General features: G+C 45.0%; 18 protein-coding genes. 10 read left to right on the top strand and 8 right to left on the bottom strand.

All coding sequences use genetic code 11. The annotated features are described in order from the left end of the window. Positions 1 to 113 precede the first annotated feature (113 nt). The 4 genes from cysK (at position 114) to crr (ending at position 4,115) form a co-directional block, all read left to right on the top strand. On the top strand, positions 114 to 1,082 hold the full coding sequence (cysK, locus tag ACFFUV_RS00905) for a cysteine synthase A (RefSeq protein WP_390189050.1): 969 nt from the start codon (positions 114 to 116) through the stop codon (positions 1,080 to 1,082). Positions 1,083 to 1,383: 301 nt separating this feature from the next. After that, complete coding sequence (locus tag ACFFUV_RS00900) at positions 1,384 to 1,641, top strand: HPr family phosphocarrier protein (RefSeq protein ID WP_390189049.1); 258 nt, start codon at positions 1,384 to 1,386, stop codon at positions 1,639 to 1,641. A 135-nt stretch (positions 1,642 to 1,776) separates the two neighbouring features. Continuing rightward, positions 1,777 to 3,501, top strand: coding sequence for a phosphoenolpyruvate-protein phosphotransferase PtsI (ptsI, locus tag ACFFUV_RS00895; RefSeq protein ID WP_390189047.1), 1,725 nt, complete (start codon positions 1,777 to 1,779; stop codon positions 3,499 to 3,501). Positions 3,502 to 3,605: 104 nt separating this feature from the next. Then, entirely contained in the window at positions 3,606 to 4,115 is a 510-nt protein-coding gene (gene crr / locus ACFFUV_RS00890; RefSeq protein WP_390189046.1) for a PTS glucose transporter subunit IIA, read from the top strand. A gap of 77 nt (positions 4,116 to 4,192) precedes the next feature. Here crr and ACFFUV_RS00885 read toward each other — a convergent pair whose 3' ends face one another. Next, positions 4,193 to 5,347 carry a 2-octaprenyl-3-methyl-6-methoxy-1,4-benzoquinol hydroxylase gene (locus tag ACFFUV_RS00885; protein WP_390189045.1) on the bottom strand — a complete coding sequence of 385 codons (1,155 nt, stop codon included), beginning with the start codon at positions 5,345 to 5,347 and terminating at the stop codon, positions 4,193 to 4,195. A 249-nt stretch (positions 5,348 to 5,596) separates the two neighbouring features. Here ACFFUV_RS00885 and miaB point away from each other — a divergent pair, with 249 nt between their 5' ends. The 6 genes from miaB to ACFFUV_RS00855 all read left to right on the top strand — a co-directional run bounded on the left by miaB (position 5,597) and on the right by ACFFUV_RS00855 (position 12,028). Next, a complete protein-coding gene (miaB, locus tag ACFFUV_RS00880; protein ID WP_390189044.1) occupies positions 5,597 to 7,021 on the top strand; it encodes a tRNA (N6-isopentenyl adenosine(37)-C2)-methylthiotransferase MiaB in 1,425 nt (474 codons plus the stop codon). Between the two features lie 71 nt (positions 7,022 to 7,092). Further along, on the top strand, positions 7,093 to 8,205 hold the full coding sequence (locus ACFFUV_RS00875; protein WP_390189043.1) for a PhoH family protein: 1,113 nt from the start codon (positions 7,093 to 7,095) through the stop codon (positions 8,203 to 8,205). Continuing rightward, entirely contained in the window at positions 8,205 to 8,669 is a 465-nt protein-coding gene (gene ybeY / locus ACFFUV_RS00870) for an rRNA maturation RNase YbeY (RefSeq protein WP_390189042.1), read from the top strand. Before ACFFUV_RS00875 ends, ybeY begins: the two co-directional genes overlap by 1 nt. Before the next feature lie 125 nt (positions 8,670 to 8,794). Beyond that, positions 8,795 to 9,694 (top strand): CNNM family magnesium/cobalt transport protein CorC, encoded by a 900-nt coding sequence (corC, locus tag ACFFUV_RS00865; RefSeq protein ID WP_390189041.1) that lies wholly within the window; start codon positions 8,795 to 8,797, stop codon positions 9,692 to 9,694. Between the two features lie 28 nt (positions 9,695 to 9,722). Next, complete coding sequence (gene lnt / locus ACFFUV_RS00860) at positions 9,723 to 11,261, top strand: apolipoprotein N-acyltransferase (RefSeq protein WP_390189040.1); 1,539 nt, start codon at positions 9,723 to 9,725, stop codon at positions 11,259 to 11,261. A 452-nt stretch (positions 11,262 to 11,713) separates the two neighbouring features. Further along, a complete protein-coding gene (locus tag ACFFUV_RS00855) occupies positions 11,714 to 12,028 on the top strand; it encodes a hypothetical protein (protein ID WP_390189039.1) in 315 nt (104 codons plus the stop codon). Positions 12,029 to 12,398: 370 nt separating this feature from the next. Here ACFFUV_RS00855 and ACFFUV_RS00850 read toward each other — a convergent pair whose 3' ends face one another. From ACFFUV_RS00850 to ACFFUV_RS00820, 7 genes are all read right to left on the bottom strand, one after another. Further along, on the bottom strand, positions 12,399 to 12,641 hold the full coding sequence (locus ACFFUV_RS00850; RefSeq protein ID WP_390189038.1) for a hypothetical protein: 243 nt from the start codon (positions 12,639 to 12,641) through the stop codon (positions 12,399 to 12,401). A 284-nt stretch (positions 12,642 to 12,925) separates the two neighbouring features. Next, positions 12,926 to 13,090, bottom strand: a complete 165-nt coding sequence (locus ACFFUV_RS00845) for a hypothetical protein (RefSeq protein WP_390189037.1) — start codon at positions 13,088 to 13,090, stop codon at positions 12,926 to 12,928. Continuing rightward, entirely contained in the window at positions 13,090 to 13,311 is a 222-nt protein-coding gene (locus ACFFUV_RS00840; protein WP_390189036.1) for a hypothetical protein, read from the bottom strand. The genes ACFFUV_RS00845 and ACFFUV_RS00840 overlap by 1 nt, the downstream gene beginning before the upstream one ends. A 91-nt stretch (positions 13,312 to 13,402) precedes the next feature. Then, positions 13,403 to 13,828, bottom strand: coding sequence for a structural protein (locus ACFFUV_RS00835; protein ID WP_390189034.1), 426 nt, complete (start codon positions 13,826 to 13,828; stop codon positions 13,403 to 13,405). Between the two features lie 50 nt (positions 13,829 to 13,878). Then, on the bottom strand, positions 13,879 to 14,640 hold the full coding sequence (locus ACFFUV_RS00830) for a hypothetical protein (RefSeq protein WP_390189032.1): 762 nt from the start codon (positions 14,638 to 14,640) through the stop codon (positions 13,879 to 13,881). Between the two features lie 3 nt (positions 14,641 to 14,643). Next, positions 14,644 to 15,351 carry a hypothetical protein gene (locus ACFFUV_RS00825; RefSeq protein WP_390189031.1) on the bottom strand — a complete coding sequence of 236 codons (708 nt, stop codon included), beginning with the start codon at positions 15,349 to 15,351 and terminating at the stop codon, positions 14,644 to 14,646. Next, positions 15,348 to 15,833: a chemotaxis protein gene (locus ACFFUV_RS00820; RefSeq protein ID WP_390189030.1), complete on the bottom strand. Its 486-nt coding sequence runs from the start codon at positions 15,831 to 15,833 to the stop codon at positions 15,348 to 15,350. The genes ACFFUV_RS00825 and ACFFUV_RS00820 overlap by 4 nt, the downstream gene beginning before the upstream one ends.

The raw sequence follows: 15,833 nt of genomic DNA, 5'->3' as shown, positions 1-15,833 counted from the left end.
TTAATCCTTTTCAGGTTTTTTACGCTGTCTTATGCTGAATCCTGTTAAGTGATGAATATACACATGCTGGCGCTCAACTCACACAGCGTCGGTAAACTGAAGGATCTAATACCATGAGCAAAATCTACGAAGATAACTCTCTTACCATTGGTAATACACCGCTTGTTCGCCTAAACAAAGTCAGCAAAGGCAATGTGTTAGCAAAAGTTGAAGCCCGTAACCCAAGCTTCAGCGTTAAATGCCGTATCGGCGCTAACATGATTTGGGATGCAGAAAAACAAGGCAAACTAAAGCCTGGCGTTGAGCTTGTAGAACCTACAAGTGGTAACACTGGTATTGCCCTCGCATTTGTTGCCGCTGCACGTGGATACAAACTGACACTCACCATGCCTGAATCAATGAGCCTAGAACGCCGTAAGCTTCTTAAAGCGCTTGGCGCCAACCTTGAGCTGACTGAAGCAGCAAAAGGCATGAAAGGAGCGATTGATAAAGCAGAACAAATCGTTGCTAGCGATCCAAGTAAATACTTGCTGCTTCAACAATTTAACAACCCAGCTAACCCAGAGATTCATGAAAAAACAACGGGCCCAGAAATCTGGGAAGCAACCGATGGTGAAGTAGACGTCTTCGTCGCGGGCGTGGGTACTGGCGGTACATTGACAGGAACCAGCCGCTATATCAAAAACCAAAAAGGCAAAGCCATTGTTTCTGTTGCGGTTGAGCCAGCCGAGTCTCCAGTGATTGCTCAAGCACTTGCGGGTGAAGAAATCAAACCCGCTCCACACAAAATTCAAGGTATCGGCGCAGGTTTCATCCCTCAAAACTTGGATTTGGACCTGATTGACCGTGTTGAGCCCGTCACTTCTGAAGACGCGATTGCTATGGCTCGTCGCCTGATGGAAGAGGAAGGCATTCTTGCGGGTATCTCATCAGGTGCCGCCGTTGTTGCTGCAAACCGACTTGCAGAACTCCCTGAGTTTGAAGGAAAAACCATTGTAACCATCTTGCCAAGTTCAGGTGAACGTTACCTAAGTACCGCGCTATTTGCAGGCATCTTCACTGAGAAAGAGAACCAGCAATAATCTGTGGTCAAATCAATTTTTAGTCTAAAAAAGCCCCTTTGAGGGGCTTTTTTGTTGATCCTATCCGAGCCTTTGGTAATATCACGGTGTTTTATTTTTAGCTTCAAAATAAAGAAGCTGCATAAGGTTTCATATAAAACAACTGCTTAGAATATTACTTCTAAGACTGTTGTAAAAATCATAATTAGTATCAGTTCTGACACACAAACCTCATTAACCTTCTAGCGGAAATGTGGGTTACCAGTTAAGCTGAATCTGATTAAGAAATTAACAAATATAAATCAATATTGGGGTATAAAACATGTACGAGAAGCAAGTAGAAATCACTGCAGAAAACGGTCTTCACACTCGTCCAGCTGCACAGTTCGTTAAAGAAGCTAAAGGTTTTGATGCGGACATCACTGTGACTTCTAACGGTAAAAGCGCTAGTGCAAAAAGCCTATTCAAACTGCAAACTCTTGGCCTAGTAAAAGGTACTTTAGTGACTATTTCAGCTGAAGGTCCTCAAGCTCAGCAAGCAGTTGACCACCTAGTTGAACTTATGGATCAACTACACTAATTGGGTCTCCTATTCTGAAGCCATTTTTCCCTCGCAAAATGGCTTCGTTGGCAATAGGCCCAAAACTAAGCTACAAGTATCGTTAGCGCGATTCAATAATCTCCCGTTTAAAGTTGACCAGTTTAAGGTAAGGCTATGATTTCAGGTATTCTGGCATCTCCTGGTATTGCTATTGGTAAAGCACTACTCCTTCAAGAAGATGAAATTGTCCTAAACACACACAAGATTTCTGATGGCCAAGTAGAAGCCGAAGTTAAGCGTTTTTATGACGCTCGTGACAAATCGGCTGCGCAACTTGAATCAATCAAGCAGAAAGCTTTAGAAACATTTGGTGAAGAAAAAGAAGCGATCTTTGAAGGTCACATCATGCTTCTTGAAGATGAAGAGCTAGAAGAAGAAATCCTAGCATTGATCAAAGACGAAAAACTTCACGCAGATAACGCCATTCATACTGTTATCGAAGAGCAAGCGACCGCGCTTGAGTCTCTTGATGACGAGTATCTAAAAGAGCGTGCAACAGACATTCGTGATATCGGCTCTCGTTTTGTGAAAAACGCACTCGGTATCAATGTCGTGTCCCTAAGCGATATCTCAGAACAAGTTATCCTAGTGGCTTACGACCTAACGCCTTCAGAAACCGCGCAAATTGACCTTGATTACGTTCTTGGTTTTGCGTGTGATATCGGCGGCCGTACTTCTCATACGTCTATCATGGCTCGCTCTCTTGAGCTTCCAGCGATCGTTGGTACGAACGACATCACTAAGAAAGTACGTAATGGCGATACCCTGATTTTGGACGCGATGAACAACAAAATCATCGTTAATCCTTCTGAAGCGGAACTTGAAGAAGCGAAGAAAGTTCAAGCTGACGTTATTGCTGAAAAAGAAGAACTTGCAAAAATTAAAGATCTTCCAGCAGAAACCACTGACGGACATCGCGTAGAAGTTTGCGGTAACATCGGTACCGTAAAAGACTGCGAAGGTGTGTTACGTAATGGTGGTGAAGGTGTCGGCTTGTACCGCACTGAGTTCCTCTTTATGGACCGTACTTCGCTTCCGACTGAAGAAGAGCAATACGAAGCCTACAAAGAAGTGGCTGAAGCGATGCACGGCGAAGCTGTGATCATTCGTACTATGGATATCGGCGGTGACAAAGACCTTCCATACATGGATTTGCCACAAGAAATGAACCCATTCTTGGGTTGGCGTGCAGTCCGCATCAGCTTAGACCGTCGTGAAATCCTACGCGATCAATTACGCGGCATTCTGCGCGCGTCTGCACACGGTAAGCTTCGCGTTATGTTCCCAATGATCATTTCCGTCGAAGAAATTCGTGAACTGAAGGACGCCATTGAAGGTTATAAAGCGGAGCTTCGCGAAGAAGGCCTAGCGTTTGACGAAAACATCGAAATCGGTGTGATGGTTGAGACGCCTGCGGCAGCAGCGATTGCTCACCATCTAGCTAAAGAAGTGGCATTCTTCTCTATCGGTACCAACGACTTGACTCAATACACATTGGCAGTTGACCGTGGTAACGAAATGATTTCACACCTATACAACCCACTGTCTCCCGCAGTACTAAACGTGATCAAACAAGTGATTGATGCGTCTCACGCTGAAGGTAAATGGACAGGTATGTGTGGTGAGCTTGCTGGTGATGAGCGTGCGACTCTGCTTCTTCTCGGTATGGGCTTAGATGAATTCTCAATGAGCGGCATTTCTGTCCCGAAAGTGAAGAAAGTCATCCGTAACTCGAACTTCGCTGAAGTAAAAGCAATGGCAGAAGAAGCTCTGTCACTGCCAACAGCAGACGAAATTCAAGCGTGCGTTGATAAGTTTATCGCTGAAAAAACAAAATAATCTGATATGCCAATACATTAGACGACGAAAATTGTCGTCTAATGATCTATATTGGTATAGTATAATTCGCACAGAATAAATCAAAACGTTAGGAGCATGACACAATGGGTCTGTTTGACAAACTTAAGAAGCTTGTATCTGATGACAGCGCTGACGCAGGTGCCATCGAGATTATCGCGCCACTTTCTGGTGAAATCGTAAATATCGAAGATGTGCCAGATGTCGTATTCGCTGAGAAGATCGTTGGTGACGGCATCGCGATCAAACCATCTGGTGATAAAATGGTAGCTCCTGTTAACGGTACTATCGGCAAGATCTTTGAAACCAACCACGCGTTTTCAATTGAATCTGACGATGGCGTTGAGCTATTTGTTCACTTTGGTATCGATACTGTTGAGCTTAAAGGCGAAGGTTTCACTCGCATCGCTGAAGAAGGTCAAACAGTGAAAGCTGGTGACACTATCATTGAATTCAACCTTTCTGTTCTAGAAGAGAAAGCGAAATCAACGTTGACACCTGTTGTTATCTCTAACATGGATGAAATCAAAGAGCTGAATAAGCTTTCTGGTTCAGTCACTGTTGGTGAAACGCCTGTTCTACGCGTAACTAAGTAAACATCGCTTTTACTTAGCAAAGAATACGAAAACGCTGCTCATTGAGCAGCGTTTTTTTGTTGTCTCATCGTATATTTCTAAGCTAAGCCTAGCGCGTATTTAAGTACTTGCTGCTTAACTGGGCCGGAATGCTCAGCCAACTTCAATGCCGCATTTCGAATAAATTTCACTGGTGGTAGAGAATTACTGAATCCTTTGTAAAACATATCCATTCCCGTTTGCATCATCAAGTTATCCCCACGACGGCGGCGTTGATACTGAGCCAGCGCACCTTCAGACAGAGATTTATCTTGACTGGCTTGCAACAATGCAATCACATCTTTAAAGCCTAAGTTAACGCCCTGCCCCGCAAGAGGATTAATAGTGTGCGCCGAATCACCAACTAATACGCAGTTGTTTTGATAATAACACTGCGCATGTCGCCTAGTCAGTGGGAAAGCTCCGTGACTTAGTACTTTGATATCACCCAACTCTGCCGGAAATGTCGATAATATTTCCTCACGTAACGCTTGTGTTGACAGACGACTTAGCTGCTTTATTTTACTCGGTGAGTCGTACCATACGAGCGAACCTTGATGCCCACATAAAGGTAAAAAAGAACGAGGCCCACGAGGCGTAAATTGCTGCCAAGTAATGTCTTGTTGAGGTAACTCCGTTTCCACAGCGATCAACATGCAGTGCTGACGATAATCCCAAGCGGTGACACCGATATTCGCGATCTCTCGAACTTTTGAGTTTGCTCCATCAGCGCCAACAATCCAAGTGGCGGTATGTACTTCTCCTGACGTTAGCTGTAAACGCGGATATTGCTCACCCAATTCAATACTCGCCAATGTGTCTGGGCACTTGAGCGTCAGATTAGGGTATTGGTTGAATTGCTGCCATAGGCCAAGCTGCAACACTCGGTTTTCAACAATAAACCCTAACTGGTCAAGGTTTAGAGAGTCCGCATGAAAACGAGTGCGACACGCTTGCGTTTCCCAGGTTTCTAAGCGGCGATAAGGGCATACACGCATTGCTTCAATGGCGCTCCAAGCACCTAGCTGCTTAAGCAACGCGACTGAAGTGTCAGAAATGGCAGAGACACGAATATCCATCGCTTGATCGCTCGAAAACGCCAACGGTTCACGGCCCTCGACCAATAAAACACGTTGCCCTTGCTTTGCAAAACCAATGGCTGTCGCCGCACCGACCATGCCGCCACCAATAACCGCGATATCATATGTGCTCATTTTTTACACTTCATCATGTTGATTTTTGAACAGTTTTTAATTGTACTTTTTCATCACTCAAATGTAACGAAAAACCTTAAGTCCGATAAGGGCAAAGTCCTTACAATACATAGTGTTTGACTGTTTTTCTTTCAACACTAGTCAGTGGGTTTTGAAAGCAGTACAATACGCCGCCTACCGCCGAGAGGGCGGCTATAATTTGAACGAAATGTTCATGGTTTATTGAGAATTAACACGAGCGAAAGTGAGATGAGTAAGAAACTGCTAATTAAGACCTGGGGCTGCCAGATGAACGAGTACGATTCATCAAAAATGGCAGATCTGCTTAACGCCGCGAACGGCTACGAGCTTACTGAAGTTCCAGAAGAAGCAGACGTCCTACTATTGAACACCTGTTCGATCCGTGAAAAAGCGCAGGAAAAGGTGTTCCATCAGCTTGGTCGTTGGAAAAACCTTAAAGATACCAAACCCGGAGTGGTCATCGGTGTCGGCGGTTGTGTTGCCACTCAAGAAGGTGACCACATTCGAGAGCGTGCACCTTACGTTGACGTCATTTTCGGTCCACAAACATTGCATCGTCTTCCAGAGATGATCAGACAATCTCAAAATGATGATGCGCCAGTGATGGATATCTCGTTCCCAGAAATTGAAAAATTTGACCGCTTACCTGAGCCTCGTGCTGAAGGGCCGACGGCGTTTGTTTCAATTATGGAAGGGTGTTCTAAATACTGTACTTACTGTGTAGTACCTTATACGCGTGGTGAAGAAGTCAGCCGTCCAATGGATGACGTCTTGTTTGAAATCGCTCAACTGGCAGAACAAGGTGTGCGTGAAGTTAACCTTCTGGGTCAAAACGTGAACGCTTATCGTGGTCCAACGTTTGATGGTGATATTTGCTCATTTGCAGAGCTACTGCGTCTTGTCGCATCTATCGATGGTATCGATCGTATTCGTTTCACCACCAGCCACCCGATGGAATTCACCGATGATATTATCGCTGTGTACGAAGACACACCAGAACTCGTGAGCTTTTTACACCTACCGGTACAAAGTGGCAGTGACCGCATCTTAACCATGATGAAACGTCCGCACACTGCGATTGAATACAAATCAACGATTCGTAAACTGCGTAAAGCTCGTCCTGATATTCAAATCAGTTCAGACTTTATCGTTGGTTTCCCCGGTGAAAGCGATAAAGACTTCCAAGATACAATGAAGTTGATTCGCGACGTAGACTTTGACATGAGCTTTAGCTTTATTTTCTCACCTCGTCCTGGTACGCCGGCAGCAGATTACCCTTGCGATGTCAGTGAACAAGAGAAGAAAGAACGCTTGTATGAACTGCAACAGCAGATCAACACTCAGGCAATGCGCTATTCGCGCTTGATGCTCGGCACAGAGCAGCGTATTTTGGTAGAAGGTCCGTCGAAAAAGAACCTCATGGAACTTCGCGGTCGTACCGAAAACAACCGTGTCGTAAACTTTGAAGGCTCGGCTGATCTAATCGGTCAGTTTGTCGATGTGAAAATTTTGGACGTTTTCCCGAACTCTTTACGTGGAGAACTACTGCGTACAGAGAAAGACATGAACCTTCGCGTTGTCACCTCACCAACAGAAATGATGGAGAAGACTCGACGTGAAGACGAACTGGGTGTTGCAACCTTTACGCCTTAAGTTCGTATAAACTGCCATTGGGAACCTGGTCGAGCTCAGGTTCCCGTAAATGGCCATATTGAGAGGCAACATTGAGCAATAAAATTGTAACGCTAGAAATCGATCTAGAACCTTCAGATAACCGCCGACTTGCGAGTCTCTGCGGTCCTTTCGATGACAACATCAAACACTTAGAACGCCGTTTAGGTGTTGAAATTAGCTACCGAGGTAACTTCTTTACGATTGTGGGTAAACCTCACACCTCTGCGGCAGCCCTTGACATCCTCAAGACACTTTACGTCAGTACCGCGCCAGTTAAAGGTCATATTCCTGATATTGATCCTGAAGAAATTCATTTGGCGGTAAAAGAATCTGGTGTGCTTGAGCAAAACACTGAGTCAGAGTTTGACCATGGCAAAGAGGTCTTTATTAAGACCAAAAAAGGGGTCATCAAGCCTCGAACGCCAAACCAAGCTCAATATCTCGTGAATATGGTAACGCATGACATCAGCTTTGGTATCGGCCCTGCGGGTACGGGTAAAACTTACCTTGCCGTAGCAGCTGCCGTAGATGCTTTAGAGCGCCAAGAAGTTCGCCGTATATTATTAACTCGACCGGCGGTTGAAGCGGGAGAGAAATTGGGTTTCCTACCCGGTGACTTAAGCCAAAAAGTCGATCCCTACTTGCGACCGTTGTACGACGCACTATTTGAAATGCTCGGCTTTGAACGCGTCGAAAAGCTGATCGAACGTAATGTTATCGAGGTGGCACCGCTGGCTTACATGCGTGGTCGAACGTTGAATGATGCCTTTATCATTCTGGATGAAAGCCAAAACACCACGGTAGAGCAAATGAAAATGTTCTTAACCCGTATTGGCTTCAACTCTCGAGCCGTCATTACTGGTGATATTACGCAGATAGACTTACCTCGCGGAGCGCGTTCAGGCCTTCGCCATGCGATTGAAGTTCTTGGTGAAGTCGATGAAATTTCGTTTAACTTCTTCCAGTCAGACGATGTGGTTCGCCACCCGGTGGTGGCACGTATCGTTAATGCCTATGAAAAATGGGAAGCGCAAGATCAAAAAGAGCGTAAAGCGTATGAACAGCGCCGACGCGAAGAGCGGGAAGCGAAGTTAGTTGAGAGCCAAACGGCAACCACTCAAGCCCCAGAGGACTCTGATACCATTGAGGAAACCAGTAAATAATGAGTATCGAACTTGATCTGCAACTTGCGGTCGAAACAGAACTTGGTCTGCCACAGTCAGACCAAGTACAACGCTGGTTAGAAGCCGCAATATTGCCGATAAAAGATGAGGCAGAAGTCACAGTTCGCATCGTCGATAGTGAAGAGAGCCAGTCTCTAAACCGAGACTACCGAGGAAAAGATAAACCAACCAATGTGTTATCTTTTCCTTTCGAGGCCCCTCCGGGCATTGAGCTCTCACTATTAGGTGACTTAGTCATTTGTCGACAAGTCGTTGAAAAAGAGGCAGATGAACAACAAAAACCGCTCATATCTCACTGGGCTCATATGGTTGTACATGGTAGCTTACATCTGCTAGGTTATGATCATATTGAAGATGATGACGCTGAAGTGATGGAATCACTTGAGAGTAAAATCATGCAAGAAATGGGGTTTGACGACCCTTACCTTGCTGAAAAAGAGTAACTTTACTCTTCGCGGATGTCCCCAACACCGCTAAGTTCTTTCACCGAAACCGTGAAATGTAACGACCGTTGGTGACGTCTATGTGTGCTATCACACGTTTGATAGCGAAACGTAAATGAGAAACAATGAACGACGATAATTCGCCCTCTGCGGCAGCAGAAGGAAAAGAAAAGTCTGAAGGTCCGAGTAGAAAGTCCTTCTTTGAACGCCTAAGCCAACTGTTTCAAGGTGACCCAAAAGACCGCCAAGAACTGGTTGATGTGATTCGAGATTCCGAATCAAACGATCTGATAGACCACGACACGCGAGGTATGCTCGAAGGCGTTATGGAAATATCAGAGATGCGAGTGAGAGACATCATGATCCCTCGTTCGCAAATGGTCACCGTCGATCGTGGCAACGATCTCGACGCTCTGGTCACGCTTATTACAGATGCACAGCACTCTCGCTACCCTGTCATAAGCGAAGACAAAGACCATGTTGAAGGCATTCTACTAGCGAAGGACTTACTCAAATATTTGGGCTCCGACAGTGCTGAATTTAACATCGAAGAAGTGATTCGGCCTGCAGTTGTTGTTCCCGGCAGTAAACGGGTTGACCGTCTACTGAAAGAGTTTCGCGAAGAGCGTTACCACATGGCGATCGTGGTTGACGAATTTGGCGGCGTTTCGGGTCTGATCACCATCGAAGATATTCTCGAACAGATTGTTGGGGAGATCGAAGATGAATTTGATGACGAAGAAGAAGTCGAAATTCGTAAACTGTCTAAACATACCTACTCGATCAAGGCGCTGACTACCATCGACGAATTTAACTCGACTTTCGGCACTGACTTTAGCGACGATGAAGTCGACACAGTTGGCGGTTTGGTGATGACCTCGTTTGGCCACCTACCATCTCGTGGTGAAGTTGTTGAAATCGCAGGGTATAGTTTCAAGGTTACCTCCGCCGATAATCGACGTGTTGTCCAGTTGCAAGTCACGGTTCCAGACCAAGAGTCGCTACCAGAGATTGCCGAAGACTAACCCTATCATTCAGCTTAAAAGACTCTCGATGAAAAAAACGCTCTTTCATCGCCTATGGCGGCCCATTGTGGCCGCTTTTGTTGGCGCTAGCACCACTCTTTCTTTTGCCCCTTACCATCTTTGGCCTTTTGCTCTATTAAGCCCATTTATTCTGTTACTGTTGATTTCGCGTCAGAGCCCGAAAGCAGTACTTTGGACGGGTTTTGCCTGGGGCCTAGGCCAATTTGCCACCGGCATCAGCTGGGTACATATCAGCATTGATACCTTTGGTGGAATGCCTAAAGCCGCCAGTGTATTGTTAATGACGCTGCTAGTCAGCTATCTTGCCCTCTATCCTGCGTTATTTGCTTGGCTGAGTAACCGCTTTTTTCCACGCCTTTCGCGACACCGCTACTTTTTGGCGATTCCGGTTTTATGGCTAATCACAGATTGGCTACGCGGCTGGGTGATGACGGGATTTCCTTGGCTATGGCTCGGATACAGCCAACTAGAGACGCCTCTTGGTAACTTTGCGCCGCTGGGTGGTGTTGAGCTAGTCACTTATGTGATCATGCTCTGTGCAGCTTCTTTGAGCTACAGCGTTTTGCGTAAGCAGTGGATCACGCTACTGATTCCACTGGTTGTTTTCGCTACTGGCTTTGGCTTAAATGGCGTTGATTGGGTCACAACCAGTGAACGTTCGACTAAGTTTGCGCTTATTCAAGGGAATATCGATCAGGCACTTAAATGGGTGCCAAGCCAACGCTGGCCGACCATTTTAAAATATACCGATTTAAGTCGAGAGAATTGGGATGCGGATATCGTTATTTGGCCGGAAGCCGCAATCCCCGCTTTTGAATTTGAAGTCTCTTCATTTCTGGAAACCTTAGACAGTGCAGCCCGTAATAACGATACCGCCCTCATCACAGGCGTGGTTAATCGTGATGAAGATAAACGCTTTTTCAATAGCGTCCTCACTCTTGGCATGACGTCTGAAGAGCCCTATCAATATGATGTTGGGCAGCGGTATCATAAACACCATTTGTTACCATTTGGCGAATTTGTACCTTTTGAAAGTATACTTCGTCCACTCGCGCCATTTTTTAATTTGCCAATGTCTTCCTTTAGTAGTGGCGATTATATCCAGCCAAACTTGATTGCGCATGATCGGCAACTTGCAGCGGCGCTGTGTTATGAAATCATTTTCAATGAGCAAGTGCGTGCCAACGTGACTGACGATACCGATTTTATTTTGACACTGTCTAATGATGCTTGGTTTGGACGCTCTATTGGCCCGCTACAGCATATGCAAATCGCGCAAATGCGGGCACTCGAGCTTGGTAAGCCCGTCATTCGCTCAACCAACAATGGCCTAACTGCCGTGACCGATTACAAAGGGCGTATCACCGCAAAATTACCACAGTTCGAAACCGGTGTGCTCAAAGCAGAGGTTCATTCAACCACCGGGCAAACGCCGTACCATCAATTGGGTTCTTGGCCACTTTATCTGCTGTGTTTACTTACCTTTGTCGTCGCCTGGTGGCGAAGCATTCTTCCTGCCAAGCTCAATGCGAAGCAAGTTAGCTAAGCACCTGATAAAAAAGGCTCCGAACGGAGCCTTTTTTATTAAATTAAATTATTGTTTTTAATGTTTTTTTATTAATAAAAGACCACAAAAAGACCGCAACATAAAACTAAATACCCCTTGGGGCAATTTTTGAGACTAAAGACTATACTTTGGTTTCTACGATTCTTAGTCTATTTTAAGACTAGATTTTTTCACTACTTGTGAACCGATAAGTCATTAACTTATGGGGCAATTCAAAAATAAAATCTAACGAAACCTACCGCGTCCTGCTGATTTTTGTATAGTTTTCTTATTGAATTAATAATTTTTAACTTTTAAATAACATCAAATAAATAAACCTATATATATGTCTCTTGGTGATAGATTAACCAGTAAATACAACTTGTGTTAACTTGATGACTATACGAAATGTGCTGAAAGAACTAAAATCCTACCGTAGGTTCATTTTTAAAATGGAAATCACTTTAAAAAGAACAAAACGTTTAGAACTCTATAATCAAAATTTAATCATAAAAAGGAAATTAAATTTAAGAATCAAAAGCTTAAAGGTGAAATCAAAAATGGGAACATTATCAGAAATAGAAAGAGCGTTTCTTTTCCCTGCTTTAAAATATATGCAACTGAACTTACCTAAAAAAAGTCAATTTATCCGAAATAAGAGTCTAAAAAATTCAATTTATAAAACAAGTGAGCAGTGTGAACTTTATATAAAAGAACTAAACGAGATAGAACATAATCCTCCTGCTCTACTTCAGTACATAAAATAAGTATTTCTTTATTTTTATATGAGACTTCACTCCTATTTTGTTTAATCTTTTTAAGCGTTTATTCTCTCAGGCTGAATTTTATAAATGCCACTAACGTGCTATTCTAGTCATCAACCTAATCATCTCACGTTAAAACGTCGAACTTACCTCTATCATTGTTAGGATGAGCACTTGTTATCAATAGTGTTTTATCAGATCAATTTTCTATACTTAGTTTTCAGTAGTAAAGAGAAATGTTTGTAGCTTAATTGCCCAAAAGTGTGTTGCAACTACCACTAGTTAGATGGAATGTTGTCTAGAATAAAGGAAACAACTCTCTATAAAAGAAGTCGTTTCCAGACTAAAAATCTACTGGCATTGTGTGCACCAGTTACTGAGACTGTTGTGAAGATGGTTTTGATAATAAAACCCATTCCTTGTTTCTATATAAAAACTTTACTTCGGCGATAATCTTATCTGATTCAACAAATTCGACTACTGCCAAGATGCCCTCTCGAGTTTCAAACTGCCTTTGGGGGTTTATTCGAGGTTTAATATAACGCCCTTTTTGAAAATGGATAATTTTGTAGTCCATCGCTAAATTTAACAGCTTTTCATTTTCTGGATACAACATCACAGCTTCCTTATTGTTATGTTTTAGTACAATTTGTAGGAATTGGTGTTCAATATGGTTCTGCCATATTGTTACACCTTCATAGACAACATGTTCACGTAAATAAAATTAGCACACCCCCATATGATACAAAGTGCTCAATATGAGGAATTTGGTAGTTTTTGAAAATTAAACCGAATGGTATCAGCTTTAAGAATTTTCTTGAAAGGGCTATAAATTTTGCGAATCCGAAAGCATAGAATAGATATAAATATCAATTGGTTATGTACAATTTTGTAATTTAGCTAGGGCTTATTGTCTGATTTTATCTCTAAACGAGTGAGTCGAGTATCCATCTTTTCCATCATCAGGCGTAGCCACTTTACATCCGTCTTGAGGGTGACGCCGACCCCAATGCCACTAAACAAGGCGCTGACTGCCGCAACAATCAGCGTTTGATACTCTGCCATTAGTCGAACTCTTTGCGAAAGGTTTCCCATAACCCAAGAAGTACAGGAACCGCTGTGCCCACGATGCCGCCATACTCCACGCCTTCGGGTGTCACGCTGGCAGTGATGATTTCAGGGTGACCGGCAGCAAGCGCAATACCCGCCCCAATCAAAGCCACACCCTTTTTAGTTGAGGGCTGCGTGAGGTCGATACCGAGCTTATTTTTCAAAAATGCTTTCATAGTAATTTCCATTCTTTGAGGTATTTGAGCGCGTAGGCGGCAAGCACCGCCCCAAGCACCGTGATTGCGATACGTTTGTAGTCTTGCTTTGTCATGCCATGCGTACCCCTTGCTGAGCTTGTTCCAGTGAGTAATACCGCCCAACTTCCATCACGGACATGGCATAAATCATTTTCGACAGCACCGCATCACTGTGAAGATTCACCGGCTCATGAGCACTAATCCCAAGCTGACCCGCAACAAAATCGGCGTAATGGTCGCTTTCGTTTTCATGGCTCGGCGCAAACTTATGGATAAGCTCGCTCACGGTCTCCAAACCGTATTTGTCCTGATAGGTATCCCGCAGCAAAATCGCACCGGCGCGAAAGCCATATTCCGGCGCGCTAAAGGTTTCAAAGCGGCGGTCAACGGACGGGGTGACCTTGCCAACCCAATTGTTTGAGGCGTTACTCTCCACATTCAGTGGGTTATTAGCTCGAACGCCGCGAGGCTTGGAATAATCCATTCCCTTTTTCATCAAAAATCCCCCTATGAGTAATAGAGCAATGACGCGCCAATCCATTGGATTCACACACGCTTGCCGGTCATATCAACCAGCCATTCATCAACCAGTTGGAACGTGCCCACCGCAATCACTTCAGCGCCGTCTTGCGGGTTAACTGAGTTCTGATACATCTCGCTCATATCAATGCCGTTCCCAGTGATTTTGAGCGCGGTTTCCCACTGCGCATCACTGGTTATTTGGCTCGGTGCAAAAATCGGTGTGCGTCCAAAGCTGAGCGTGGTGCTATCTACCCACAAATCGTCATTGCCGTTAATCTGTGCGCCGTAGCGGTTGTAAGGTCGCGCCGGTGTGGTCACATCCCATGAGGCATAATTCTCAAACATCGAACCAATCGGACGAATCGACAGGTTAATCTTGCTGCTGAGATTGACCATATTGACCAGACTTACGCCGCTGACGTAAAAGCGATCCACTAGAATGTTGGCAATACAGTGGTAATACACGCTGTTATTGGTAATGCCTTTCTCGGCTTTTAGTGCTCGATAGCGCGGCGCAAAGTCGAGGACGTATTTAGACCGCGCCGCATCATGGCGAAACAAAGGCGTTTCATCTTTTGGGTTGCGGATAACCGGTAGCGCGTCCAGCTCAAACACAAAGCCCTCCATCATGGTTTGCGTGGTGTTCATCTGGAAATCAAATTCCGTTGGCATCGCCTGATTAATCACACTCGTTTGCTGCTCAATCACGGTGGCTTGTTGCTTGATTTGCTGCGCCAAGGCTTCGACTTTGTTGCGGTTGCTGCCGGTTGGTAATTCAATAGGCATCGGTTAATACTCCAATACGTGCGCCGTATCAGCGGCGTCTCCGGTTAATTCAATGCTGGCGGTGGTCTCTAGCTCGATGCTTTGACCGGCGCTGAGTGGGTACGCCCCTGCAATCACAATATCTTGGCTATTAGCGGCACTGGCTTTAATGCGTAGTTTTCGGCGGTTGTCATTACTGGCAATGGTCAACGGCATCACGCTTTCTTGCGCGGTTAAGCTGTTACCAATGCGCGTGGTCACCTCTTGCCCCTGCGCAATCTCCACCGCTGGCAACTGATTCACGCCAACGGTTTGCCCCGTAGCAAACTGGATGTTGGGTAGGTTCGCGATTTGCACCGCTGGCATTTGACCAATGTTCACCGACTGACCTGCCGCCATTTGCATGGCTGGCATCTGCTCAATGTTGACCGATTGCCCCGCCGAGATTTCGACTTTGGGCAATTCGGTAATGACAACTGACTGACCGTTGATATTGGACGGCGGCGTGAAGTCACCAAACCCAAATTCAATCGACACGTCTTGGTCAATGTCCGAGTAAACCAGTACGCGCCCAATCTGCTCATGGTTTTTAATCACGGCGTCTTGTTTTAACGTGACTCGGTTGCCTTGCTCACTTTCCAAAATGATGTGTTTGTCTGCGGTTTCAAGGTAAACCCAACTGCCGGCAATCGTGACCGGTAAGGCGTGACCCGCTTTTAAATTCAGATTCATTTTTTCACCGCCATAATCGCCACCCCACCAAGGACAACGGCAATAATCACCATCAAGATGATTTGCTGTTTCTTGTTTTCGCTGGCGCCGTTATCTTGTTTGAACTTCGCTAAATCCATAATGGCGTTGAGATTCTTGGTGTTTTGCTCGGCTTGGTTACCGGCAAGCCCCGCCATCATTTGCAAGTTTTCACTGTTACTTGCGGTAATGTCTTCAAGGGCATTGTCCGCAAAATCGAGGGAGTCTTGATTGACTTGCCCTGCATAGCTCAAAGCGTTATCAAACATTTGCCCCGACTGCTCGACTATCTCGCCGCCAAGATCTAATGCTTTGCTCACTGAGCCGTAATCGGTGGCGGTGACGTTGAGCGTGGAATTGTTCACGCCGCTAATCGCCGTCCCGAGGTTGTCGCCAGAAATGGCATTCTGACCACTGACATTGGTCGATGTCGTTTGGTTCTTAGAACTCGACTTTCCGCCCAT

The sequence above is a fragment of the Vibrio olivae genome (assembly GCF_042428525.1).
GTDB classification, from domain to species: domain Bacteria; phylum Pseudomonadota; class Gammaproteobacteria; order Enterobacterales; family Vibrionaceae; genus Vibrio; species Vibrio olivae.
Note: the sequence above shows the minus strand (reverse complement) of the source record. Positions and strands in the feature narration are given on the sequence as shown.